Origin of the sequence: Bradyrhizobium sp. HKCCYLR20261 (assembly GCF_051168435.1) — a bacterium.
In the GTDB taxonomy this organism is placed as follows: Bacteria; Pseudomonadota; Alphaproteobacteria; order Rhizobiales; family Xanthobacteraceae; genus Bradyrhizobium.
This window is the reverse complement of the sequence record NZ_JBNPUZ010000001.1, coordinates 212,131-234,493: the sequence shown is the minus strand read 5'-3', so window position 1 is coordinate 234,493 and position 22,363 is coordinate 212,131. Positions and strand designations below refer to the sequence as shown.

The following is a 22,363-nucleotide window of genomic DNA, read 5'->3' as shown; positions in this document are numbered from 1 at the left end:
CTGCATCAGCGGTTGCGCCACGGCGCTTGATGGGTGACTCGTGGCGACGATCATCAAATTCCCGATGGCCGTTCGCGCCGAGCAGGCGGCCGTCGCAGCCGAGACAGCGGTCAGGATTCAACTCGTTCAGCTTCAGCGCACGGTGGACTCGTGGCGGCAGATTGTGCGGCAGCTCGATCTGCTGGCGCAGTCCGACGACATGGGCGCGCTGAGCGAGCAGTCGCGTCATATTCGGCAGTTGATCGCCGACGCCGAGCGCGCGATTGCGCATGTGCAGGCCATTAAGGACGACGAGATCATCGAGCGTCCAGCCCCGGACTAGCTCGCCAGCGCCTGCGGCGCGGGCCCGGCAAGCTGTTGCTCAGCGGCGCGCACAATTCCCATCGTACGCACGACGCTCGCCGGACTGACGCTGATGGAATCGATGCCGAGCCCGGCGAGATAGCTTGCGACTTCGGGATAGTTGGCCGGCGCCTCGCCGCAGATGCCGACATGGCGGTGGTTGCGATGCGCGCCTTCGATCGCGAGCTTCAGCATCGTCATCAGGCCAGGATCGCGCTCGTCGAAATCGAACGCGACGATGTCGGAATCGCGGTCGACGCCGAGCGTGAGCTGGGTGAGATCGTTGGAGCCGATCGAGAAGCCGTCGAAAAGCTTCGCGAACTCGTCGATCAGGATCACGTTGTTGGGGATCTCGCACATCATGTAGATCTCGAGCCCGTTCTCGCCGCGCACGAGGCCGTGCTCGCCCATTGCCGCGATCACCTTGCGCGCCTCCTCGACGCGGCGGCAGAACGGGATCATGATCTTGAGGTTGGAAAGGCCCATCGCGTCGCGCACGCGCTTCAGCGCTGCGCATTCCAGCGCGAAGCCGGCGGCGTAGGCCGGATGCGCGTAGCGCGAGGCGCCGCGGAAGCCGAGCATCGGGTTTTCTTCCTTTGGCTCGAAGTCCGCGCCGCCGATCAGGCTGGCATATTCGTTGGTCTTGAAGTCCGACAGCCTGACGATCACGGGACGCGGATAAAAGGCGGCTGCGATGGTGCCGACGCCCTCCGAGAGCCGTTCGATGAAGAAATCCGCGGGCTTCGTGTAACGCGCGGTGAGCCGCTTGATGGTCGCGCGGTCCTTCGCCGAGGTCACCTTGTCGGGCGAAGCCAGTGCCATCGGATGGATGCCGATCGACTGGTTGATGATGAACTCCATGCGGGCGAGGCCGACGCCATCGTTCGGCAGCAGGGCGGTCTTGAAGGCGAGCTCGGGATTGCCGAGATTGACCATGATGTGGGTGCGCGGCTTGTCCAGTCTGTCGATCGCGAGCCGCTCGACCGCGAAGGGCAGGGTGCCGTCATAGACGTGGCCGGCATCGCCCTCGGCGCAGCAGACGGTGACGGCGCTGCCCGTCTTCGCGCGCTTGCTGAAATCCTCCGTTCCGACCACTGCGGGCACGCCGAGCTCGCGGGCGATGATCGCGGCGTGGCAGGTGCGGCCGCCATGGTCGGTGACGATCGCAGCCGCCGTCTTCATGACCGGCTCCCAGTCGGGACTGGTCGAGGCCGCGACCAGCACCTCGCCGGGCTTGAACGCGCGCAGGTCCTTTGCCGACCGGATCAGGCGGATCTTGCCGGCCGCGATCTTCTCGCCGACGGCGCGTCCCGTCGCCAGCACCTTGCCGGCCGTCTTCAGTATATACGTCTCGATCGATTCTGGCCGGCGCTGCGAGGCCACCGTCTCGGGCCGCGCCTGGATGATGTAGAGCGCGCCGTCGCGGCCGTCCTTGGCCCATTCGATGTCCATCGGCGTCGGCTTGCCGGCCTTGTGCGAATAGTGCTGCTCGATCGTGATCGTCGCCTGCGCAAGCTCCAGAACGTCGCCATCGGCAATGCAGAACTTGGCCCTGTCGGCGGGCGGCGTGGCCTCGGTGCGGGTGGGTCCGCCCCGCGCGCCCGCTTTGGCGTAGACCATTCGCTTGGTCTTGGCGCCGAGCCGGCGCGACAGCACGCAGCGAGAGCCGGCGGCGAAGGTCGGCTTGTGGACGTAGAACTCGTCGGGGTCGACCGCGCCCTGTACGATGGTCTCGCCGAGCCCATAGACCCCGGTGATGAAGGCAACGTCGCGAAAGCCGCTTTCGGTATCGAGCGAGAACATCACGCCGCTGGCGCCGAGATCGGAGCGCACCATCTTCATCACCGCGACCGACAGCGCGACCTTGTCATGCGCGAAGCCGTTGTCGATGCGGTAGGAGATGGCGCGATCGGTATAGAGCGAGGCGAAGCAGCGGCGGCAGGTCTCGAACAGATCCTTCGCCCCGCGAATGTTGAGGAAGCTTTCGTGCTGGCCGGCGAAGCTCGCATTTGGCAGGTCCTCGGCCGTGGCCGAGCTGCGCACCGCGACCGCGACGCCTCGGCCATATTCTTGCTCGAGCTGCTTGTAGGCCTGGGCCACGTCGCGGCGCAGATCGTCGCGATCGGTGGCTTCGAACACGATGGCGCGGGCCTTGGCCGCGCGTTTTGCGAGGTCGGCGATGCGGCGCTTGTCGAGGCCGGCGAGCAGCCGGCGCAATTCGTCATCGGCGCCATCGGCGCGCAGCGCGTCGCGATAGCTCGCCGCCGTCAGCGCGAAGCCGTTGGGGACGCGTACGCCCTGCGACGTCAGCGCCGAATACAGCTCGCCGAGCGAGGCGGTCTTGCCGCCGACGTCGGGGACATCCTCGATGCGGAGATCCTTGAACCAGCGGATGGTGCCGGGTGCCGTCATCGCTCGTCTCCCGCATTGCAGCGCAGACAGTGAGTTTGTCGCGTTGCGCGGCCCACGCCTTGCGGAAGATCAAGCGCGACGGCCCGGAGCTACGTAGATCAGTCCATGCTAGAGTTCCCGCCCTGAATCGGAGGACGTCCAACCCGCGATGATGCCAGACGACGAGAACGAGGACGGCAATCGCGAATGGTCGCGGTTCTGGCTGACGGCACGGCATTTCTGGCTCGGGTTACGCGCCTGGCGGGTCTGGCTGCTCTGCGCCGCCCTCGTCGGTCTCGTCGTGCTTCAGCTCTATGTGCAGTTCCGCTTCAATTACTGGAACAGGGATTTCTTCGACGCGCTGGAAGGTCGCGACCCGGCGCGGCTGCGGCAGCAGGCCGTCCTGCTGGTCCCGCTCTGTCTGTCGAGCGTCGTGCTGGCGATCGTCTCGGTGTGGGGCCGCATGACGATGCAGCGCAACTGGCGGCAATGGCTGAGTGCCGAAGTGATCGACTACTGGGTCGAGAACGATCGCTATGCGCGGCTCGCGACGGTGCAGGGCGACCAGAAGATCCCCGAATATCGCATCGCCGAGGATATCCGCATCGCCACCGATGCGCCGATCGATTTCGTGGTGAGCGTGATCTCGGCGCTGCTGACGGCGGTCGTATTCGTCCAGGTGCTGTGGCAGGTCGGCGGCTCCATCAGCTTTGCGGTGGCCGGGCTTGAGCTGTGGCTTCCCGGCTATCTGGTGGTCAGCGTCGTCGTCTATTCGGGGCTGGTCACGGGAGCGATGCTGTGGGTCGGCGCGCCGCTCACCCGCGTCATCCAGACCAAGAACCAGGTCGAGTCGGAATTGATCACGGCGGCGCATCATCTGCGCGACATCGGCGAAGGCATCACGCCCAAGCAGGAGGAGCGCGGCGTCGTCGCGAGCATCTGGCTGGCGCTCGACCGGACGATTCAGCAATGGAAGCGGCTGTGCTGGCAATTGATGCGCAACACCCTGGTGTCGCATCTGAACACGCTGCTCGCGCCGATCATCGGCCTCGTGCTATGCGCGCCGAAGTTTCTCGGCGATCAAATGACCCTCGGCGAGCTCACCCAGGCGGCGGCGGCGTTCACGCTGGTGCAGGGCTCGTTCAACTGGATGGTGGACAATTTCAGCCGTGTCGCCGAGTGGATGTCGTCGCTCGAGCGCGTCGGCGGCCTGCTGCTGTCGCTCGACCGGCTCAACGGCGCCGGCGAGGCGGAGGTTACGCCGCCTCCAGCCGCACGTCAGCCAGCAGACGGGTGATATCGGCGGGATCGCACAGCGCTGTGCCGGTGCGGAGCAGGGCGGCGGCGCCGGCCGCGACCGCGAAGCGGAAGGCATTCTCGAGCGGCGCGCTTGCGGCAAGCTTCGCCACCAGGGCGCCGAGAAAACTGTCGCCGGCGCCGACGGCGTTGACCGGCACCATCGTCAGCGGCTGTGCGCGCATCACGCGCTCCGGCGTCACCAGCAGCGCGCCGAGATGGCCCATCGTGAGCGCGACCATTCCGACCCTGCCATTCGCGACGAGCGTGCGTGCCGCCGTCTCCCAGGCGGCCGCATCCGGCAGCTCGCCGCCGGCGAGGTCGCGCATCTCGTGCAGCGACGGCTTGATCAGGTCGACGCCGCCGGCCACCGCCGCCGCCAGCGCGGGGCCCGAGGTGTCGAGAATGAACTGTGCGCCGCGAGCCCGCGCGATGGCCGCGATGCGGGCGTAGTAGTCGCTCGGCACGCCGCGCGGCAGGCTGCCGCTGCCGATCACGAAGCGCGGGAACGGTTCGAGCCCGCTGAGCAACGCGAGGCCGGCTTGCCATTCGGGTTCCGTGAGCGTCGGTCCGGGCAGGATGAAGCGATAGGGTTGACCGCTCGCGCGCTCCAGGACGAAGAAATCCTCGCGCGTGTCTTCACGCGTCGCCCAGGTGCGACTGGCAACGCCTTCCTTCTCCACGAGTTGCTTCAAAAGCAGTCCGGTCGGGCCGCCGATCGGATAGAGTGCGGTGACATCGCCGCCGAGCCGGGTGATCACGCGCGCGACGTTGATGCCGCCGCCGCCGGGATCGCGCTGCTGCGTGGTGCCGCGCAGCTTCGCCACCGGCACGATGGTCTCGACCGTCGTCGAGACATCGACCGCCGGGTTCGGCGTGATCGTGACGATGTCGCTCATGGATCAGGTCGCGGGTGACCCGCCGTTGGAAGTGATGCTGGACTCGTAGAAGGATTTGAGGCCGAGAAAGCTGATATCCGGCTTGGTGACGAGATGCACCGGGATGGGCCGCAGATAGCTGTCGTAGCGCCCCTTGCTCTCGAACTGCCGGCGGAAGTCGGACTTGGCGAAGGTGTCAGGAAAGCGCGGCGGAATGCCGCCGGCGATGTAGACGCCGCCGCGGGCGCAGAAGGTCAGCGCCAGATTGCCGGCGACGGCTCCTAGCCAGGCGCAGAACATGTCGAGCGTGGCGCGGCTGGTGGCGCAACTGCCGTCGAGCGCGGCGTGGGTGATCGCGGCGGCGTCGCGCTTCGGCACGTTGACGCCGTCGACCGCCGCGATCGCCTGGTAGACGTTCTCGAGGCCCATGCCCGACAGCGCCCGCTCGATCGAGACGTGGCCGAAGCGCTCGCGCATCTTCGCGAGCACCGCGGCCTCGCGCGCGCTCGTCGCCGGCAAGGTGGCGTGGCCTGCTTCGGTGACGGCGACGGCCGGGCGGCCATCGCCCGGGAGATAGCAGGCCGCGCCGAAGCCGGTGCCCGGACCGATCACCAGCATCGGCGCGCCCTCGGCCGCCGCGCTGCCGCCGAGCGGATAGAGATCGTCGGAATGTAGCGCGGGTAGCGACCAGCCGACCGCTTCGAAATCGTTCAGCAGCTTCGCCGAGCGCAGATTGAACCGCGTCGCCAGTTCGGCGCCGTCGATCACCCAGGTTGAATTGGTCAGCATGCCGCGGTTGCGCTCGATCGGACCGGCGATGTCGAGCACGGCCGCGGTGGGCGGGCCGCCTGCGGCGTGCCGCGACAGGAAGTCGGTGATCGCATCCGCGATGGTTGGAAAGTCGGCGACCTTCAAATGCGCGACCTCGCCGATCACCCCGCCGTCGAGCAGCGCGAACCGCGCATTGGTGCCGCCGATGTCGCCCAGAAGAACGCGCTCGCTCATCCCTCAATCTTCCGCCGGTTGTGCGGCCCCGGCGGGGCCGTTCGACCTCCGCCATGCCGCAATCTTCTCCGCATACCACCGCGCCGATGCCTTGGGAATGCGGCGCTGGGTGGCGTGATCGACATAGACAATGCCGAAACGCTGCGAATAGCCCGCCCCCCATTCAAAATTATCCAGCAGCGACCAGACGAAATAGCCGCGCACGTCGGCGCCGTCGGCGATCGCCTGTTCCATGGCGGCGGTGTAGGCGGCGAGATAGGCGGTCCGGTCGTCATCCTGGATCCGGTCGCCGGGACCAAGCACGTCATTGGCCGCCGTGCCGTTCTCCAGCACATAGATCGGCAACTGGAACCGCTGGTGAATATCCAGCAGCGTGTCGCGGAAAGCGTCCGGCACCACCGGCCAGCCGATCGCGCTGCGCGGCACCGCGGCGGGCGCCGGGCCGAAGGCGGCGCCGATCAAATTGGTGCCTGCCTTGACGTAATGCGGCGAGTAATGATTGAGCCCGAACCAGTCGAGGGGGCGGGCGATCTGGGCCATGTCGCCTGGCAAGACATAGGGCGCGACGGCGTCCGTCAGATCCGGCGGATAGCAGGCAAAGGACTGCGGGAACGGAAAGGCATCGTTCCAATAGGCCGCGAGACGCAACGCCGCCGCGGCGTCCGCAGGCGCATCGGTCGCGGGGTAGCAGGGCTGGCGATTGTGGATGGCGCCGATCGACGCGCCCGCGACGTCCCGGCGCAGCACGTCGACGGCGCGGCCATGGCTGAGATTGACGTGATGAATGGCCTTGTGCAGCGCCGCCGCATCGGCGATCCCCGGCGCATGCCAGCCGAGGCCGTAGCCGAACAGCGTGAACACGCAAGGCTCGTTGAAGGTCGCGAAGCGCTTGACGCGGTCGCCGAAACGCCGGGCCACCAGCGCGGCATAGTCGGCGAACCAGCCGGCGATGTCGCGGTTCGGCCAGCCGCCAAGCGCCTCCAGCGCCTGCGGAAGGTCCCAATGGTAGAGGCAGAGCCACGGCTCTATCTCCGCGGCCAGCAGCGCATCGATCAGGCGGTCGTAGAACGCGAGTCCGGCTTCGTTGGCCGCGCCGCGGCCCTGCGGCAGCACGCGCGGCCAGGCGATGGAGAAGCGGTAGGCGTTGAGGCCAAGCTCGCGCATCAGCGCGACGTCCTCGGCATAGCGGTGGTAATGGTCGCAGGCGACTTCGGCATTGTCGTTGTGGCTGGCCCGGCCGGGGGCGCGCAGATAGACGTCCCAGATGCTGTCGGCGCGGCCGTCGAGATGGGCAGCGCCTTCGATCTGGAAGGCCGAGGTCGAGGCGCCCCAGACGAAGTTCGGACGGATGGTCATGATAAGAAGAGGCCTTGCGCTGCTGTAGTCAGGCTGATGTTGCCGATCTCCGCCATCGGGCCGTTGACCGGGATCAAGCGGCCCGCGCGCGTCAGCGGCGGTGTCCCGCGCCGGCGAGGGGGGATCATGCAGGCAATGGGCTTGCATCCCCGGCCAAAGCTGTAGAACGTGCGGCCGCCGAGAAATGGAGTTCCGGCTCGAATGGGCGTGTTTCTGTTGCGGCGATGCCTGACCCTGCTTGCGACCCTGGTCGGGGCGTCGCTGATCATTTTCCTGGTGCTCGATGCCCTGCCGGGCAATGCGGCGCAGATGCTGATGGGCGCCGACGCATCGCCCGATGCGGTCAGGGCGCTGACGGTCAAGCTCGGGCTCGATCAGCCGCTGGCGCTGCGCTATTTGCAATGGCTCGGCGGGCTCGCCACCGGACAGCTCGGCAACAGCTATGCCTATGGCACGCCGGTGGCCGAACTGATCCGCGAGCGGCTGGCGATGACGATTCCGCTGGCAATCATGGCCATGGCGCTGACCACGGTGCTGGCGCTCGCGGCCGGCATCTACACCGCCGCGAACCACAACCGCATCGGCGATGTCGGCGTGATGTCACTGACCCAGATCGGCATCGCGCTGCCGAATTTCTGGTTCGCGATCCTGCTGATTCTGTTGTTCGCGGTGAAGCTGCAATGGCTGTCGGCCGGTGGCTTCCCCGGCTGGGAGGACGGCATCTGGCCCGGCCTGCGCTCGCTGCTGCTGCCAGCGGTGGCGCTCGCAGTGGTCCAGGCCGCGATCCTGGCGCGGGTGACGCGCTCGGCCGTGCTCGACGTGCTGCGCGAGGATTTCGTCCGCACCGCGCGCGCCAAGGGCCTGACCAGGCGCGAGGTGCTCTGGCAGCACGTGCTGCGCAATGCGATGATCCCGGTGCTCACCGTGATGGGCCTGCAATTCGCCAATCTGCTGGCCGGCACCATCGTGATCGAGAACGTGTTCTACCTCCCGGGCCTCGGCCGCCTCATCTTCCAGTCGATCGCCAATCGCGATCTCATCGTCGTCCGCAATTGCGTGATGCTGCTGGCGGCCATGGTCATCATTGTCAATTTCGTGGTCGACGTGCTGTATGCCGTCATCGATCCGCGCATCAAGGTGCACGAGCTGTGAGTGCATCCGTGATCGTTCAGGCCGGCGCAGCACCCGCGCAGAATGCATTCTGGCGCCGCGCGCTGCGCCAGCGCAGCTTCGTCGTCGGCGCGCTGCTCTGCCTGCTCGTGCTCGGCTCAGCCTTGCTGTCGCTGGTGTGGACGCCGTGGTCGGCCTATGAGATCGACGTCGCGTCCAAGCTGCGGCCGCCGTCCTCCGCGCATTGGCTCGGCACCGACGTGTTCGGCCGCGACATCGTCTCGCTGTTGCTGGTCGGCGCGCGCGCGACCATTCTCGTCGGCATCATCGCTGTCGGCATCGGACTCACCTGCGGCGTTGCCCTCGGTCTCGTCGCCGCCGCGCAGCGCGGCTGGACCGAGGAGCTGGTGATGCGTTTCAGCGACTTCACCTTCGCCTTTCCCGCCGTGCTCTCGGCGATCATGCTGGCGGCCGTGATCGGGCCGGGCATGGTGACCTCGATCACCGCGATCGGCATCTTCCAGATCCCCGTTTTCGTCCGCGTCACCCGCGGCTCGGCCGGCGCGATCTGGGCGCGCGAGTTCATCCTGGCGGCGCGTGCCGCCGGCAAGGGCCGCTTTAGGATCACCATCGAGCACGTGCTGCCAAACATCCTGTCGATCCTGATCGTGCAGGCGACCATCCAGTTCGCGCTGGCGATCCTGGCGGAGGCCGCCTTGTCCTATCTCGGCCTCGGCACGCAGCCGCCGCAGCCGTCCTGGGGGCGCATGCTGAACGATGCGCAGACCCTGCTGTTCCAGTCGCCGAGCTTGGCCGTGTATCCGGGCGCTGCCATCGCGCTCGCGGTGCTCGGCCTCAACCTGCTCGGCGATGGTCTGCGCGACCTGCTCGATCCGCGCCTGGCGAGGCAGCGATGAACGCGAGCGATCAGATCCTGCTCGATGTCAAAAGCCTCGGCATCCGGCTCAACACCAGCCGCGGTCCGGCACAGGCGGTGCGCGAGGTCTCCTTCGCGCTCCGCCGCGGCGAGACGCTCGGCATCGTCGGCGAGTCCGGTTGCGGCAAGTCGATCACCGCGCTGGCGCTGCTCGGGCTGCTGCCCGACAGCGCGGTCGTCAGCGGCAGCATCAGGCTCGACGGCCGCGAGCTGGCCGGCTTGCCCGATGCGGATTACTGCAAGCTGCGCGGCAACCGCATCAGCATGATCTTCCAGGAGCCGATGACCGCGCTCAATCCGATGCACACGATCGGCCATCAGGTCGCCGAGCCGCTGCTGCGCCACACCGGCTGTTCGGCGGCCGACGCGAAGCGTCAGGCGATCGCGCTGCTCGACCGCGTCGGCCTCCCGGATGCTATCAGGCGCTACGACGCCTATCCGCATCAGTTCTCCGGCGGCCAGCGGCAGCGCATCACCATCGCGATGGCGCTCGCCTGCAAGCCCGACGTGCTGATCGCCGACGAGCCGACCACCGCGCTCGACGTCACCATCCAGCGCCAGATCCTCGATCTGATCGCCGACCTCGTCGCGGAGCAGGGCATGGCGATGATCCTGATCTCGCACGATCTCGGCGTCATCGCCGAGAACGTGCAGCGCATGATCGTGATGTATGGCGGCACGGTCGTCGAGAGCGGCACCACGGACGCGGTGTTCTCGCGCATGGGGCATCCCTACACGCAGGGCCTGTTCCGGGCGCGGCCGCGGCTCGGTGCGCGCAAGGGCACGCGTCTGTCGACCATCGCCGGCACCGTGCCGGAGCTGGCCGATCTTCCCACGGGATGCCCGTTCGCCAACCGATGCGCGCTGGTGATCGACGCCTGTCGCTCCGCGCTGCCGCCGCTGATCGAGATCGGCGCCGGACACGGCGTCCGCTGCATCCGAACCGACGCGTCGCTCGCGCGCGATCCCGTGGGGGTGGTGGCGTGAGCGCGGCCGTGAAGAATGTCTCCGAGGCGCCGCTACTGGAGATCAGGGATCTCGTGCAGCGCTACACGCTGCCGCGCGAGAGCCTGCTGCGTCCGCCGGGCCACGTTCTGGCGCTCAATGGCGTCTCGCTTCAACTGATGCCGGGCAAGAGCCTCGGCATCGTCGGCGAGTCCGGCTCCGGCAAGTCGACCTTGGCGCGGCTCATCATGGCGCTGGAGGTGCCGTCGTCGGGATCGGTGCTGATGTCCGGGCGCGATCTCGACCGTCTCCCGGCTGACGAGCTGCGCCGCGCGCGGCGCGATTTCCAGATGGTATTCCAGGACCCGTATGGCTCGCTCGATCCGCGCCAGACCATCGCGCGCATCGTCGCCGAGCCGCTGACCGCTTTGGAGAGCCCGGATCGCGACACCTTGCGCACCCGCGTGGCGAGCGTGTTGCGGCAGGTCGGCCTGCGCGACGCCGACATGGACAAATATCCGCATGAATTCTCCGGCGGCCAGCGCCAGCGCATCGCGATCGCGCGCGCGCTGATCACCCAGCCGAAGCTGATCGTCGCCGACGAGCCGGTCTCGGCACTGGACGTGTCCGTGCAGGCGCAGGTGCTCAACCTGATGCAGGACCTGCAGGAGCAGTTCGGCCTCAGCTATGTCCTGATCAGCCATGACCTCGCGGTCGTCGACTATCTCTGCGACGAGGTCGCGGTGATGTATCTCGGCCGCATCGTCGAGCAGGGGCGGCCGGAGGATCTGTTCGGGCAGTGTGCTCACCCGTATACGCGGGCGCTGCTGGACGCCGTGCCGCGGGCGCAGGCCGGGGCGGTCAGGCGCAGGCGCGCGGACGTTGCGATCGCCTCGCAGTCCCTGGGCACGGCCGGCTGCGCCTACGCGCCGCGCTGTCCGCTCGCCGATGCGCATTGCCGCGAGACCGCGCCCGCGCTGCGGGCATTGACGGCGCAACATTCGGCTGCCTGCCACCATGCGGAAAGCGTGATGGCGCTGCCGGCGGCGACGACTGCAGAACATCCGCCTCTTGTCTCCAAGCCGCTTTGACGCATAATTCGGTTCCGTCCGGGAGAAACGAACACATGTTGAAGAAACTATCCATCATCGCTTTGACCGCGCTCGTCGCGGCCGCTGCTGTGCCCGCCTCGGCACAGAGCAAGAAGGACAGCGTCGTCGTCGGCATGACCTTGGAGCCGCCGGGTCTCGACCCGACCAGCGCGGCCGCGGCTGCGATTGCCGAGGTCACGCTCTACAACGTCTATGAGACGCTGACCAAGATCAACGAGGACGGCTCGGTATCGCCGCTTCTGGCCACGAGCTGGCAGGCCTCGTCCGACCTGAAGAGCTACACCTTCAAGCTCGCCAAGGGCGTCAAATTCCAGAATGGCGAGGCGTTCGATTCCGCCGCGGTGAAGTTCTCGTTCGACCGCGCCGGCGCTGCCAACAGCACCAACAAGGACAAGGCACTGTTCCAGGCGATGGAGGCGGTCAACGCGCCGGACGCCGAGACCATCGAGGTCAAGCTGAAATATTCCGAGCCGAACCTGCCGTTCCTGCTGGGGCAGGCGACCGCCTCGATCGTCGAGCCGAAGAGCGCGCCGACCAATGCGACGCAGCCGGTCGGCACCGGGCCGTATACGCTCGGCGCCTGGGCCAAGGGCTCATCGCTGACCTTGAACAAATGGCCCGAGTATCGCAACGCCGCCGCCGTCAAGCTGTCCAAGGTGACGATCCGCTTCATCTCCGATCCGGCGGCGCAAGTTGCCGCCTTGCTGTCGGGCGATGTCGACGCCTTCCCGCGCGGCACCTCGGCGCGCACCATCGCGCAGTTCAAGGCCGACCCGCGCTTCACGGTGCTGATCGGCGGCTCCAAGGCGAAGACCATCCTCACCATCAACAACAAGAAGAAGCCGCTCGACGACGTCCGCGTCCGCCGCGCCATTCTGGCCGCGATCGACCGCAAGGCGCTGATCGAGGGTGCCGTCGACGGGCTGGGCACCCCGATCGGCAGCTTCTATGTGCCGGGCGCGCTCGGCTATGTCGATACGACGGACATCAATCCGTACGATCCGGAGAAGGCGAAGAAGCTGCTGGTGGAAGCCGGCGTCACCACGCCGCTGCAATTGTCGCTGCGGCTGCCGCCGCCGGCCTATGCCCGGCAGGGCGGCGAGGTGATCGCGGCGCAGCTGGCCAAGGTCGGCATTACCGCCAAGATCGAAAACCTCGAATGGGCGGCGTGGCTGTCGCAGGTGTTCAACGGCCCGCACGATTTCGACCTGACGATCGTCTCGCATGTCGAGCCGTTCGACCTCGTGAAGTTCACCGAGCCGAACTATTACTTTGGCTATCAGTCCGAGGCGTTCAACAAGCTCTATCAGCAGATCGTCGACACGCCCGCCGAGGCCGACCGCGCCAAGCTGCTCGGCGACGCCCAGCGCCTGCTGGCCACCGACGCCGCCGCCGGCTTCCTGTTCCAGCCGCAATGGATCACGGTGATCAACAAGAAGCTGAAGGGCGTCTGGAAGGACGTGCCGCAGTTCGAGAACGATTTCTCGAGCTGGAGCTGGGAGTGAGCGCTCTTTGAGAGACGCCGCATCAGCAATGCCAAATACAGTGCCCTCTCCCCTTGTGGGAGAGGGCAGCACCAGCCTCTCAGCTTGCTCGGTTGGTTGAGGGGTTTCTCTCCGCGAACTTTACTCGTGGAAAGAAACCCCTCACCCAACCGAGTATGCCGCCCTGTCCTACATGCCCTCTCCCACAAGGGGCGAGGGCGCAACAACTAACACCGGCGTTTCAGCGCCTTTCGAGCGAAGGCATGCATCGACTCTATGCATGCCCTCTGAATCATGAGTTCAATTCGGCCACTCGATCGGCGTGAAGCGCAATTGCCGGCGCCGCATCTCGGCCTGGAGCTCCTGGGCATATTGCTTGGCCCGCTCGCCGATCAGCCGGTACGGTCCCCCGATCCGGCTGTCGGCAGCCACCTGCTTGCGGACACTCTCGTAGTAGGCCATCAAACTTTCATCGGTCGAATTGACAAATCGCATCCACGCGCCCTCGCAACAAATCCCCCTCGCTGCCAAGTTTGCACGGCTTTTCCGCCGCGGCAGCGACATAAGTTAACGCCGTAGCGGCGCAGAAGGTTCCGTCGACGTTCCTCTGTCTCCGCAGGTTGACGCCTAGTGTGGCAGGAACCGTTCCGTCGCTCGGCATTTGGTTCCCCGATCCGAGGCGAGGACAGCGATGCGCACCGAAGTTCTGGTCATTGGCGGTGGGCCGGCTGGCCTGATGGCCGCGATCTACCTGGCGCGGTTCCGGCGGCAGGTGGTGATCATCGACAGTGGCGCGTCACGCGCGGCGCTGATTCCGCGAAGTCACAACCTGCCGGGGTTTCCGAATGGCCTTTCCGGCCGCGAGCTGCTGGCGCGGATGCGGCTGCAGGTCGAGGAACTCGACGTGCCCATCATCAGCGGCACGGTGGCGGTGCTCGAACGCCGGAACGGCGACGTCATCGCCGGGCACGAGGGCGGGACGATTGTGGCGCAACGGGCTGTGCTGGCCACGGGGATCGTCGACAAACAGGCGCCGCTCACCGACTGGACGGCGGCGGTGCGCGAAGGCGCGCTGCGCTATTGCCCCGTCTGTGACGCCTTCGAGGCTGCCGGACGCAAGATCGCGATCATGGGACCCCTCGGACATGCCGCGGGCAAGGCGTTGTTCATGCGCGTCTACAGCTCCGACGTCACCTTGATCCCGATCGGCCACGAGCAGAACGATGCAAGGCAGCGAGAGCTGGCCACGGCCGGAATTCGGGTGACGCCGCCGCTCAAGGCGATACAACGCGCGGGGGGCGCACTGGCCGTCTCGTTCGTGGATGGCAGCGATGAGCGCTTCGACATCGTCTATCCCGCGATGGGGGCGGAGGTCCGTTCCGAGCTCGCGATCAGGCTCGGCGCGCGCCATACGGAGGAGGGATTTCTCGAGGTCGATGCCAAGCAGCGCTGCGGAGTCGACGGTCTCTATGGCATCGGCGACGTCGTGACGGACTTGCATCAGATCGCCGTGGCTTTCGGCCATGCTGCGGTCGCGGCATGCCATGCGCACCATTCGCTGCCGATGCGCTTTGCTGAACCATGGGAGGCGAAACCGCAGGGAAATTGATCGCAACCTGAAATCGCGATATCCTATGTAAGTGCCGCTGGCGTTGACGTGTCGGACCATGGCCCATGGACAGGAAATCGGCATGTTTGGCGGCTGCGTCCAGCTGCCGTGAAGAGGCCGAGCGTGATCCCGCCCGGCGTGACCTCTGGCTGCAGCAGGCGTCGAAATGGATGGCGCTCGCGGGCGAGCAAGCGGGGCACGCCTTGATCGTCTGCGATCACGCCGAGGCGGCCAGTCGGGATACCCGCTACTGATCCAGCGCCGCGGATCGATCTATTGCAGCGTCGGATCCAGTCTGTCACGCAGCCAGTCGCCGATCACGGAGACCGCGAGCGTCGTGACCACGATCGTGAGCGCAGGCGCGAGCATGATCCACGGGGCTCGCGTAAGATATTCGCGGCCATAGCCGACCATGTTGCCGAGGCTGGTCATCGGCGGCTGCACACCGAGGCCGAGGAACGACAGTCCCGACTCCAGCAGGATGACCTCCGGAAACACCAGCGTCATCGACACGATCAGGGTCGAGGCGATGTTCGGCAGGATGTGCCTCAGATACACGCGGCGCGGCGTCGCGCCGAGCTGGCGCACGGCGGCGGCATAGCCCTGCGCATTGGCCGAGATCGCGAGCCCGCGCGCGATGCGTGCGTAGCGCTCCCAGCCGAACAGGCCCATCAGGCCGATCAACAGCGGCAGAGAATTGCCGAAGAAGGCGAGCACCGCGAGCGCGAGGATCAGGAACGGCATGCTCGCCTGGAAGTCGGCGAGCATCAGGACGAATTGCTCGACGAGGCCGCGGAAATGCGCGGCGAGGAAGCCGAGCGTGGTGCCGGCGATCGCGGAGATCGCGGTGGCGCCGAACGCGATCAAGAGCGAAATCCGGATCGAGACGATCAGGCGGGACAGCACGTCGCGGCCGAGTTCGTCGGTGCCGAGAAGATGAGCCGGGTTGCCTGGCAGCGAGAGACGGTTGCGCAGGTCGAATTTGGTGAAGCCGTAAGGCGCGATCTGGTCGGCGAAGATCGCGATGATCAGCATCGCCGCGATCCAGCCGATCGCAATGGTGACGGAGACCGGGATGTTCGGCCAGCGCAGCCGCCTTGCGGCCGGCGCCTTCATCGCGACGTCGGTCATGCCTCCGCTCCCTTGCTGCGCAGCCGCGGATCGAGCAGGCCGTAGAGAAAATCGACGATCAGGTTCGACGTCACCATCGTCATCGCGACCAGCAGCAGGATGCATTGCACGACGGCGAGGTCGCGATTGGCCACCGCGACGACCAGCAGCCGGCCGACACCGGGCCACGAGAAGACGCTCTCGACCACGACGGCGCCGGCGATCAGGCTGCCGACCATGAAGCCGAGGATCGTGACGGTGGGGATCGCGGCGTTCGGCAGCGCGTGATCGGTGATGACGCGGCGCCAGGGCACGCCCTTGGCAGATGCCGTGCGAATGTAGGGCTGGCCGAGGATTTCCAGCATCGCGCTGCGCGTGAAGCGCGCCAGCACGGCGGCGCCGCCGAAGCCGAGCGTCACGATCGGCAGGATGGCGTGGCGCCATGAATCCTGTCCGCCCGAGGGCAGCCAGCCGAGCTGCACGGCGAAAATCAGCACCAGCAGCAGCGCCAGCACGAAGCTCGGAACCGTGAAGCCGGCCACCGCCGTGATCATCACGGCGCGGTCGATGGCGGAGCCGCGGTGGAGCGCGGCATAGATGCCGGCGGGAATGCCGAGCAGCACCTTGACCAGGAAGGCGGGGATGGTGAGCGCGAGCGTGGCCGGGATGCGCTCCAGCACGAGCTGGATCGCCGGGCGCCCGTCGCGCATCGAGCGGCCGAGCTCGCCCTGGCCGATCGCCTTGAAGTAGTCGAGATACTGCACCCAGATCGGATGATCGAGGCCCCACGCCTTGCGGAACGCTGCGATCACCTCGGGCGGCGCCTCCGGCCCCATGATCATCAAGGCGGGATCGCCCGACAGCCGCAACACGATGAAGGCGAAGGTGACGACGAGGGCGATGGTCAGCAGCGCGCGCGCGACGCGGATCGCGAAAAAGCGGAGCATCACGCAGCGTCCTGGTTCTGTGACGGCGCGCCGGTCACGAGATGGCATGCCACCTGGCGCTGCGCATCGAGCGCGGTGAGCGCGGGCACCTCGACCTTGCAGCGGGCCGTCGCATGACCGCAGCGCGGATGGAAGGCGCAGCCGGCGGGACGCGCGGCCGGATTGGGCGGATCGCCGGTCAGCACGATGCGGTTGGTGCTGCGGCGGCCCGGCGCGGGCGAGGCGGAGACCAGCGCCTGCGTGTAGGGATGCTGCGGCCGCGCGAACAGATCATCGGCGTCGCCATATTCGACGATGCGGCCGAGATACATCACCGCGACCTTGCGGCTGATCTGCCTGACGACACGCAAATCGTGGCTGATGAACAGCATCGTCAGGCCAAGACGCGCCTGGAGATCGATCAGCAGGTTGACGACCTGCGCCTGGATCGAGACGTCGAGCGCGCTGACCGGCTCGTCGCAGACCAGGAAATCGGGCTTCGTCGCGAGCGCGCGTGCCAGCACGATGCGTTGGCGCTGGCCGCCGGACAGCGCGCCGGGATAGCGGGCGCCATGGCTGTCGTTGAGGTCGACCGCGCGCAGCAGCTCGTGAACGCGCGCCTCGCGCTCGGCCTGGGTGCCGATGTCGTGGATGTCGAGCGGCTCGCGGATCTGCGCGGCGACGGGAAGCCGGCGATCGAGCGCGCCGAGCGGATCCTGGAAGATCATCTGCATGCGCGCGCGCTGGGCGCGCCATGCCGCCGTGCCCTGTGCCGCGATCGGCGCACCGTCGAAGCGCACGGTGCCAGCGTCCGGCGGCTCGAGCCCGAGCACCATGCGCCCCGTGGTCGATTTGCCGGAGCCGGATTCCCCGACGATGCCGAGCGTCTCGCCCCTGGCGATCGAAAAGCTCAAACCATCGACGGCATGAACGGCGGCGGCACGGCCGAACAGTCCGGACCGCATGCGATAGGTGCGCGAGATCCTGTCGACCTCGACGAGTGGCGTCGTCATTCCGCGGCGAGCTCCACCGGCAGCCGCTGCGGCCGCAGGCAGGCCACCGCGCGGTCCTGCTCGAACGGCGCGAGCGGCGGCACGCCGGCATGACAGCCATCTCCGGCGAAGCTGCAGCGCGGCGCGAAGGCGCAGCCGCTCGGCAGCGCGCGCGGATCCGGCACGGTGCCGGCAATCGCCTGCAGCCGCCTGCGCGCGCCATCAAGCGGCGGCAGCGCGCCGATCAGGCCCTGCGCGTAAGGATGCCAGGGATCGTCGAACAACCGCGTCGCGGGCGCACGCTCGACGATGCGGCCGGCATACATCACGCAAACGCGGTCGCAATTCTCCGCGACGACGCCGAGGTCGTGGCTGATCAGCACCATCGCCATGTTGAACTCGCGCCGCACCGCGGCCAGGAGATCGAGGATCTGCGCCTGGATGGTCGCGTCGAGCGCGGTGGTCGGCTCGTCGGCGATCAAGAGATCAGGCTGGCCGGCCAGCGCCATCGCGATCATGATGCGCTGGACCTGGCCACCGGAGAATTCATGCGGATAGGCCGACAGCCGCCTGGTCGCATCGGGAATGCCGACGAGGTCGAGCAACCGGAGCGCCTCGACCCGCGCAGCCTCGCCGCGCAGGCCGCGATGCAGGGCGAGGCTCTCGCACAATTGGCGGCGGATGGTGAGCACCGGGTTGAGCGCGCTGGCAGGATCCTGGAAGATCATCGCGATGCGCCGACCGCGCACCTGGTCGAGCACCTTGCCATCCGCACCGATCAGCTCGCGCCCATCGAGCGTGGCGGAGCCGGCGATTCTCGCCTTGGCCGGCAACAAGCCAAGCGCCGCGAGCCAGGTCACCGACTTGCCGGATCCGGACTCGCCGACGAGGCCGACGGCCTCGCCTCTGTCGATGTCGAGATCGATGCCATGCAGCACAGGCGTGCCGTCGAAGGCGACCTTCAGGCCGGAGATGCTGACTAGCGGCGCCACGGCATCAAGCTCCGTAATTGCCGTTGCGGAAGTCCATCGCGAAGGCCGGCGAGGCCTTCCACTTGATCGACTTCGGCTTCGCCGTGAACGTCGCGTTCTGGTGCAGCACCGTGTAGGCTGGGTCCTCGCGCTCGGCGATCTCCAGCATGCGGCCGAACGCCTTCTTGCGCGCCGCGCGATCGGTCGAGGTCTCCAGGAATTCCGACAGCCTGTTCAGCTCGGCGTTGGTCCATTCGCCGACCTGCTGCTGCTGGCCGTTCGGGCCGTGCTGGGCGACCAGCGAGGACACCGGGTCGTTGAACGCGGCCGAGTTCGACCAGTCGCGCACCGCACGGGTGGCGCCGCGCTCCAGGATCTGCGACCAGTTTTCCTTGGTCTCGATCTGCACGTTGAGGCCGACCGCCTGCCACATCTCGACCAGCACCTGCGCGGTCGCGGTCTGGTTGGTGTAGTAGTTGTTGAGCAGGCGATAGGGGATCGGGTCGCCCTTGTAGCCGGCCTGCTTCAGGAGATCCTGCGCCAGCTTCGGATCGAACGCCGGCACGCTCCAGTCGGCGATGAACATGTCGCCGTAGAACTCCCACTGCAGGCCCTTCGGCACGCGGGTGCGGCCGGCCCACAGGCTGTCGACGATCGCCTGGCGGTCGATCGCGTGGGTGAAGGCGCGGCGCACCAGGGGATTGGCGAGCTGCGGATGGTTCTTGTCGAACACAGTGAGGCGGTGGTTGAGAATGGTGCCGCCCTGAACCTCGAACGCCGGGTTCTTCTCGATGCCGGCGATCTGGTCCGGCGGGATGTCGCAGGCGAACTGATATTCGCCAGACAGAAGGCCGTTGATGCGGCTCGCGACTTCCGGCACCTCGACGAAGCGGATGCGCTTCAGCGGCGGACGGCCGCCCCAATACTCGTCATGCGCTTCCAGCGTCAGCGACACGTCCGGCTTGAACTCGACGATCTTGTAGGGGCCGGTGGTGATCGGCTTGCGCGCCCAGTCGAGATAGCTCGCAGCCTCTTCCCAGCCGCGCCGGCTCATGATGTCGGAGCCGTAGCGCATCAGGCGGCCCTCGATGGTGACATCAGGCGTCGCGTTGACGAAGCGCACGGTGTATTTGTCGATGGCATCGACGCGGACGAGGTCCGGCCAGATGCGGCGGGCGACGCCGATCACGTCCGGCGGCAGCTCCTTGCCCGGGCGCGGCGCCGGGATCTTCTCGAACGCCTTGATGGTCGAGCGGCTCTTGGCCTCACTGTCGCCGAACATGCGCTCGCGGCTGAACGAGAACACGACGTCCTCGGCCGTCATCTCGTCGCCGTTGTGGAACTTGACGCCCTGGCGCAGCTTCAGCTCGACGGTCTGGTCGTCGATCCGCTTCCACTCGGTCGCAAGACCGGGGACGGCTTCGAGATTGCCGCGGAAATTCTTCGAGATCAGGCCTTCCCACAGCGACGAATAGAACACGCGCTCGCCCACATTGGACTGCTCGCGCAGCACGTCGAGCACGTTCGAATTCGTCACCTTCTGCACGGCGATGGTGACGGAGGGACGGTTGTCGGCTTGCGCGATCGACACGCGCGGCAGGATGAAGCTGCCGCCGATGGCGGCGCCGGCGCCGAGCAGGCCGCGGCGGGTGAGCTTGGTCATGGCAATCTCTCTTGAGCTTGTCAGGAAAAAAGGCGGTTGCTTATTGAGCGAGGCCGAGCGAGGCGAGGTACGCCGCGCCTGCCTTGACGTGATCGTGGTTGCGCAGTTCGAGGATCAGGCGCGGATTGGACGAGAGCTTCGCCAGCGCGCGGAACACGGCGATCCAGCGGATATTGCCTTCGCCGGGCGCCCAGTGGCGGTCGGCATAGCCGTCGGTGTCCTGCAGATGGGCATGCGCCAGCATGTCTCCGGCGGCGTCGACATAGTAGTCGACCGGCGGCGCGCCGGTGGAGTGATGCGCGTAGTTGGCGTGGCCGGTATCGAGCGACACCCGCACCTTGCTGCTGCTCAGCGCCTTGGCGAGCGTGACGCGATCCAGCGGGTTCTTGTCCTCGATGTTCTCGATCACCAGCTCGCAATTGGCCTGCTCGGCGGAGGCGATGACGTCCGACAGCGTCGCGCGCACGCGTTCGATCAGCGCCTCGCGATTGTCCGGCAGCATGTCGATGTTGTTGTAGTCCCAGGTGGTGTAGGGCGAGTGGATCACCATCTGCGTGGCGCCGAGAAACTCGGCGACTTCCAGGCCCTGCAGCAGCCGCTTGGTCACGGCGCGGCGGATCATCGGGTCGTGGCTGGCGATGGTGAAGCCCCAGAACGGGCCGTGAATGCCGAGCCGGCCAGTGTGACCGTCCAGCATCGACTTGATTTCCTTGGCGGTGGCGCGCCAGTCGCTGTCGAGCAGATCGGCGCGGAAGAAATCCTGGATCTCGAGATCGCGCTGGGGCTCCAGCAGCCAGTCGGTATGGGCCGGAATCGATTTGACGGAGAGGGCGGCACCGAGGACGGGCAGCGTGGCGGACATTGGCGAGATCCCTTGCTTCAGACCTCGTGAGCGCTAGCGGAGTTCGATGACGTCCCCATGAAGGGCTGTGGACGGCTGCCGCGACATGTTGTGTGGATGAGCCCGCGACCGGTCGCAGCTGCTCTATCCCTTGGGTAGAAGGTCGCTTTGCGCATCTACTTGACGTGGCCGCCGGAATTGCAACAATGCGGCGAAAAGGGGGATGGCTGATGACGGTGCGGCGGGCGATCTTTGCGGCGATGCTTTCGGTTCTGGCGCTGGCGTCGGCCGCGCTGCTCGGGGCCGCGCATGCCAAAGGACCTTACGGCACGATCTCAGTGGCAGGCTGGTCGGGCGGCGCCTACACCGACGACAACACCGGCAAGTTCTCGAGCTGCATCGCGTCCGCAAGCTACAAGAGCGGCATCAGTTTCGGCGTGCTCGCGCTGCCGACCTACAATTGGGCGCTCGCCTTCATCCATCCCGGCTGGTCGCTCACGCAGGGACAGAAGTTTCCCATCGTGCTCAGCTTCGATGGGCGAAACTCCTACAATGTCGAGGGCTCGGTGTGGTCGACCAACATGGTGGTCGTGCCGATGCCGAACGACTCGACGCTGATCAAGACGTTCCGGGCGGCACGGACGATGTCGGCTTTCGCGCAGGGCAACCTGTTCCAGTTCGATCTCAACGGCACCTCCGTGATGCTGCTGTCGCTCGCCAATTGCGTGCGCATCATCAATGCCGGTGGAATGGCCGCCGCCACGAACTTCACGGTGCAGCCCAACGCGGCCGCGGCGCAGCGCCCGGCCGCACCGCCTGCGGCGGCTGCGCCGGCGGCGACCGCGAGCGTGCAGCCGGCACGCGCGGCGGAGGATTCACCCGAGCTGCAGCTCGAGGCGATGCAGATCGCCTCCAACTTCATTCTCAAGGCCGCGCTGTCGCATCCGGCGATCCTGGGCGGCGGCGAACGCCCGGTGTGGCTGACGTCGGGCGGCGTCGCCTGGAAGGCTGACAACGCCACCGGCTTCGTGCGCATCGTGCCGCCGCAGCGCAACGTCGACGGCCTCGAGGTCGCGGCCACGATCATCGGCAACGACGCCCGCGACTGCAAAGGCAAGTTCATCTCCGCGCGCAACAGCGAGCTGGTCGACAGCGCCGTCGTGTTCCGCGGCATGTCCTCCTGCGAGGACAGCGAGAAGTCGGACATCGCGGAATATTTCATCTTCCCGCGCAAGGCGGGCGGCTTCGTACTCTTCTCTGTCGTCACGCCGACCAAGCCGGTGGGCAGCGGCGGTGGCCAGCAGTTGCAGACGCGCGAGGAGGCGAACGCCAACTTCCGCAAGGCGGCGTTCACGTCGATCGCGAAGTAGGCAGGCTCGCTCCGGCATCATGGCC

21 protein-coding genes are annotated in these 22,363 nt (G+C 67.0%); 10 read left to right on the top strand and 11 right to left on the bottom strand.

Annotated elements, in window-relative coordinates; translation table 11 throughout:
• Positions 1–40 precede the first annotated feature (40 nt).
• The gene (locus ACQR1L_RS01090; RefSeq protein ID WP_434856082.1) at positions 41–322 is read left to right on the top strand and encodes a hypothetical protein; all 282 of its coding nucleotides are present in this window, start codon (positions 41–43) and stop codon (positions 320–322) included.
• On the opposite strand, the gene ppsA is transcribed toward ACQR1L_RS01090, so the two are convergent.
• Entirely contained in the window at positions 319–2,754 is a 2,436-nt protein-coding gene (gene ppsA, locus ACQR1L_RS01085) for a phosphoenolpyruvate synthase (protein ID WP_434856081.1), read from the bottom strand. The two genes, ACQR1L_RS01090 and ppsA, sit on opposite strands and share 4 nt — an antisense overlap.
• Positions 2,755–2,905: 151 nt before the next feature.
• Here ppsA and ACQR1L_RS01080 point away from each other — a divergent pair, with 151 nt between their 5' ends.
• A complete protein-coding gene (locus tag ACQR1L_RS01080) occupies positions 2,906–4,030 on the top strand; it encodes an SbmA/BacA-like family transporter (RefSeq protein WP_434856548.1) in 1,125 nt (374 codons plus the stop codon).
• Here ACQR1L_RS01080 and ACQR1L_RS01075 read toward each other — a convergent pair.
• The 3 genes from ACQR1L_RS01075 to ACQR1L_RS01065 are packed head-to-tail and all read right to left on the bottom strand — an operon-like array spanning position 3,990 to position 7,268.
• Entirely contained in the window at positions 3,990–4,928 is a 939-nt protein-coding gene (locus ACQR1L_RS01075) for a 1-phosphofructokinase family hexose kinase (RefSeq protein ID WP_434856080.1), read from the bottom strand. The two genes, ACQR1L_RS01080 and ACQR1L_RS01075, sit on opposite strands and share 41 nt — an antisense overlap.
• 3 nt (positions 4,929–4,931) lie before the next feature.
• Positions 4,932–5,912, bottom strand: a complete 981-nt coding sequence (gene glk / locus ACQR1L_RS01070; protein ID WP_434856079.1) for a glucokinase — start codon at positions 5,910–5,912, stop codon at positions 4,932–4,934.
• Positions 5,913–5,915: 3 nt separating this feature from the next.
• A complete protein-coding gene (locus ACQR1L_RS01065; RefSeq protein ID WP_434856078.1) occupies positions 5,916–7,268 on the bottom strand; it encodes a GH1 family beta-glucosidase in 1,353 nt (450 codons plus the stop codon).
• Positions 7,269–7,469: 201 nt separating this feature from the next.
• Between ACQR1L_RS01065 and ACQR1L_RS01060 the strand changes: the two genes are divergently transcribed.
• Genes ACQR1L_RS01060 through ACQR1L_RS01040 form a run of 5 tightly spaced genes read left to right on the top strand, consistent with a single transcriptional unit; the run spans position 7,470 to position 12,877 of the window.
• Positions 7,470–8,420 carry an ABC transporter permease gene (locus ACQR1L_RS01060; protein ID WP_434856077.1) on the top strand — a complete coding sequence of 317 codons (951 nt, stop codon included), beginning with the start codon at positions 7,470–7,472 and terminating at the stop codon, positions 8,418–8,420.
• 8 nt (positions 8,421–8,428) lie between these two features.
• Positions 8,429–9,295 (top strand): ABC transporter permease, encoded by an 867-nt coding sequence (locus tag ACQR1L_RS01055; protein ID WP_434856547.1) that lies wholly within the window; start codon positions 8,429–8,431, stop codon positions 9,293–9,295.
• Positions 9,292–10,302: an ABC transporter ATP-binding protein gene (locus ACQR1L_RS01050; protein ID WP_434856076.1), complete on the top strand. Its 1,011-nt coding sequence runs from the start codon at positions 9,292–9,294 to the stop codon at positions 10,300–10,302. Before ACQR1L_RS01055 ends, ACQR1L_RS01050 begins: the two co-directional genes overlap by 4 nt.
• A gap of 8 nt (positions 10,303–10,310) precedes the next feature.
• Positions 10,311–11,351 carry an ABC transporter ATP-binding protein gene (locus ACQR1L_RS01045; RefSeq protein ID WP_434856075.1) on the top strand — a complete coding sequence of 347 codons (1,041 nt, stop codon included), beginning with the start codon at positions 10,311–10,313 and terminating at the stop codon, positions 11,349–11,351.
• Positions 11,352–11,386: 35 nt separating this feature from the next.
• Complete coding sequence (locus tag ACQR1L_RS01040) at positions 11,387–12,877, top strand: ABC transporter substrate-binding protein (RefSeq protein WP_434856074.1); 1,491 nt, start codon at positions 11,387–11,389, stop codon at positions 12,875–12,877.
• 279 nt (positions 12,878–13,156) lie between these two features.
• Here the strand turns inward: ACQR1L_RS01040 and ACQR1L_RS01035 are convergent, their stop codons facing one another.
• Complete coding sequence (locus tag ACQR1L_RS01035; protein WP_009025659.1) at positions 13,157–13,318, bottom strand: hypothetical protein; 162 nt, start codon at positions 13,316–13,318, stop codon at positions 13,157–13,159.
• A 229-nt stretch (positions 13,319–13,547) separates the two neighbouring features.
• On the opposite strand from ACQR1L_RS01035, the gene ACQR1L_RS01030 reads away from it, so the two are divergent.
• Complete coding sequence (locus tag ACQR1L_RS01030; protein WP_434856073.1) at positions 13,548–14,465, top strand: NAD(P)/FAD-dependent oxidoreductase; 918 nt, start codon at positions 13,548–13,550, stop codon at positions 14,463–14,465.
• Positions 14,466–14,530: 65 nt separating this feature from the next.
• Positions 14,531–14,719, top strand: coding sequence for a hypothetical protein (locus ACQR1L_RS01025; protein ID WP_434856582.1), 189 nt, complete (start codon positions 14,531–14,533; stop codon positions 14,717–14,719).
• Positions 14,720–14,738: 19 nt separating this feature from the next.
• Here the strand turns inward: ACQR1L_RS01025 and ACQR1L_RS01020 are convergent, their stop codons facing one another.
• Genes ACQR1L_RS01020 through ACQR1L_RS00995 form a run of 6 tightly spaced genes read right to left on the bottom strand, consistent with a single transcriptional unit; the run spans position 14,739 to position 20,989 of the window.
• The gene (locus ACQR1L_RS01020) at positions 14,739–15,581 is read right to left on the bottom strand and encodes an ABC transporter permease (RefSeq protein WP_434856546.1); all 843 of its coding nucleotides are present in this window, start codon (positions 15,579–15,581) and stop codon (positions 14,739–14,741) included.
• Between the two features lie 11 nt (positions 15,582–15,592).
• On the bottom strand, positions 15,593–16,522 hold the full coding sequence (locus tag ACQR1L_RS01015; protein WP_434856072.1) for an ABC transporter permease: 930 nt from the start codon (positions 16,520–16,522) through the stop codon (positions 15,593–15,595).
• Positions 16,522–17,514 carry an ABC transporter ATP-binding protein gene (locus ACQR1L_RS01010; RefSeq protein WP_434856071.1) on the bottom strand — a complete coding sequence of 331 codons (993 nt, stop codon included), beginning with the start codon at positions 17,512–17,514 and terminating at the stop codon, positions 16,522–16,524. Before ACQR1L_RS01010 ends, ACQR1L_RS01015 begins: the two co-directional genes overlap by 1 nt.
• On the bottom strand, positions 17,511–18,485 hold the full coding sequence (locus tag ACQR1L_RS01005; RefSeq protein WP_434856070.1) for an ABC transporter ATP-binding protein: 975 nt from the start codon (positions 18,483–18,485) through the stop codon (positions 17,511–17,513). Before ACQR1L_RS01005 ends, ACQR1L_RS01010 begins: the two co-directional genes overlap by 4 nt.
• A 4-nt stretch (positions 18,486–18,489) precedes the next feature.
• On the bottom strand, positions 18,490–20,127 hold the full coding sequence (locus tag ACQR1L_RS01000) for an ABC transporter substrate-binding protein (RefSeq protein WP_434856069.1): 1,638 nt from the start codon (positions 20,125–20,127) through the stop codon (positions 18,490–18,492).
• A 40-nt stretch (positions 20,128–20,167) separates the two neighbouring features.
• Positions 20,168–20,989 carry a sugar phosphate isomerase/epimerase family protein gene (locus ACQR1L_RS00995; protein ID WP_434856068.1) on the bottom strand — a complete coding sequence of 274 codons (822 nt, stop codon included), beginning with the start codon at positions 20,987–20,989 and terminating at the stop codon, positions 20,168–20,170.
• 209 nt (positions 20,990–21,198) lie between these two features.
• Between ACQR1L_RS00995 and ACQR1L_RS00990 the strand changes: the two genes are divergently transcribed.
• Complete coding sequence (locus tag ACQR1L_RS00990; protein ID WP_434856067.1) at positions 21,199–22,338, top strand: hypothetical protein; 1,140 nt, start codon at positions 21,199–21,201, stop codon at positions 22,336–22,338.
• The last annotated feature ends 25 nt before the right edge of the window (positions 22,339–22,363 follow it).

Bases quoted from the DNA above. Each gene is read 5' to 3' on its own strand.
- ppsA (WP_434856081.1), bottom strand. From the start codon at position 2,754: ATGACGGCACCCGGCACCATCCGCTGGTTCAAGGATCTCCGCATCGAG.
- ACQR1L_RS01080 (WP_434856548.1), top strand. From the start codon at position 2,906: ATGCCAGACGACGAGAACGAGGACGGCAATCGCGAATGGTCGCGGTTC.
- ACQR1L_RS01075 (WP_434856080.1), bottom strand. From the start codon at position 4,928: ATGAGCGACATCGTCACGATCACGCCGAACCCGGCGGTCGATGTCTCG.
- glk (WP_434856079.1), bottom strand. From the start codon at position 5,912: ATGAGCGAGCGCGTTCTTCTGGGCGACATCGGCGGCACCAATGCGCGG.
- ACQR1L_RS01065 (WP_434856078.1), bottom strand. From the start codon at position 7,268: ATGACCATCCGTCCGAACTTCGTCTGGGGCGCCTCGACCTCGGCCTTC.
- ACQR1L_RS01060 (WP_434856077.1), top strand. From the start codon at position 7,470: ATGGGCGTGTTTCTGTTGCGGCGATGCCTGACCCTGCTTGCGACCCTG.
- ACQR1L_RS01050 (WP_434856076.1), top strand. From the start codon at position 9,292: ATGAACGCGAGCGATCAGATCCTGCTCGATGTCAAAAGCCTCGGCATC.
- ACQR1L_RS01040 (WP_434856074.1), top strand. From the start codon at position 11,387: ATGTTGAAGAAACTATCCATCATCGCTTTGACCGCGCTCGTCGCGGCC.
- ACQR1L_RS01035 (WP_009025659.1), bottom strand. From the start codon at position 13,318: ATGGCCTACTACGAGAGTGTCCGCAAGCAGGTGGCTGCCGACAGCCGG.
- ACQR1L_RS01030 (WP_434856073.1), top strand. From the start codon at position 13,548: ATGCGCACCGAAGTTCTGGTCATTGGCGGTGGGCCGGCTGGCCTGATG.
- ACQR1L_RS01025 (WP_434856582.1), top strand. From the start codon at position 14,531: ATGGACAGGAAATCGGCATGTTTGGCGGCTGCGTCCAGCTGCCGTGAA.
- ACQR1L_RS01020 (WP_434856546.1), bottom strand. From the start codon at position 15,581: ATGAAGGCGCCGGCCGCAAGGCGGCTGCGCTGGCCGAACATCCCGGTC.
- ACQR1L_RS01015 (WP_434856072.1), bottom strand. From the start codon at position 16,522: ATGCTCCGCTTTTTCGCGATCCGCGTCGCGCGCGCGCTGCTGACCATC.
- ACQR1L_RS01010 (WP_434856071.1), bottom strand. From the start codon at position 17,514: ATGACGACGCCACTCGTCGAGGTCGACAGGATCTCGCGCACCTATCGC.
- ACQR1L_RS01000 (WP_434856069.1), bottom strand. From the start codon at position 20,127: ATGACCAAGCTCACCCGCCGCGGCCTGCTCGGCGCCGGCGCCGCCATC.
- ACQR1L_RS00995 (WP_434856068.1), bottom strand. From the start codon at position 20,989: ATGTCCGCCACGCTGCCCGTCCTCGGTGCCGCCCTCTCCGTCAAATCG.
- ACQR1L_RS00990 (WP_434856067.1), top strand. From the start codon at position 21,199: ATGACGGTGCGGCGGGCGATCTTTGCGGCGATGCTTTCGGTTCTGGCG.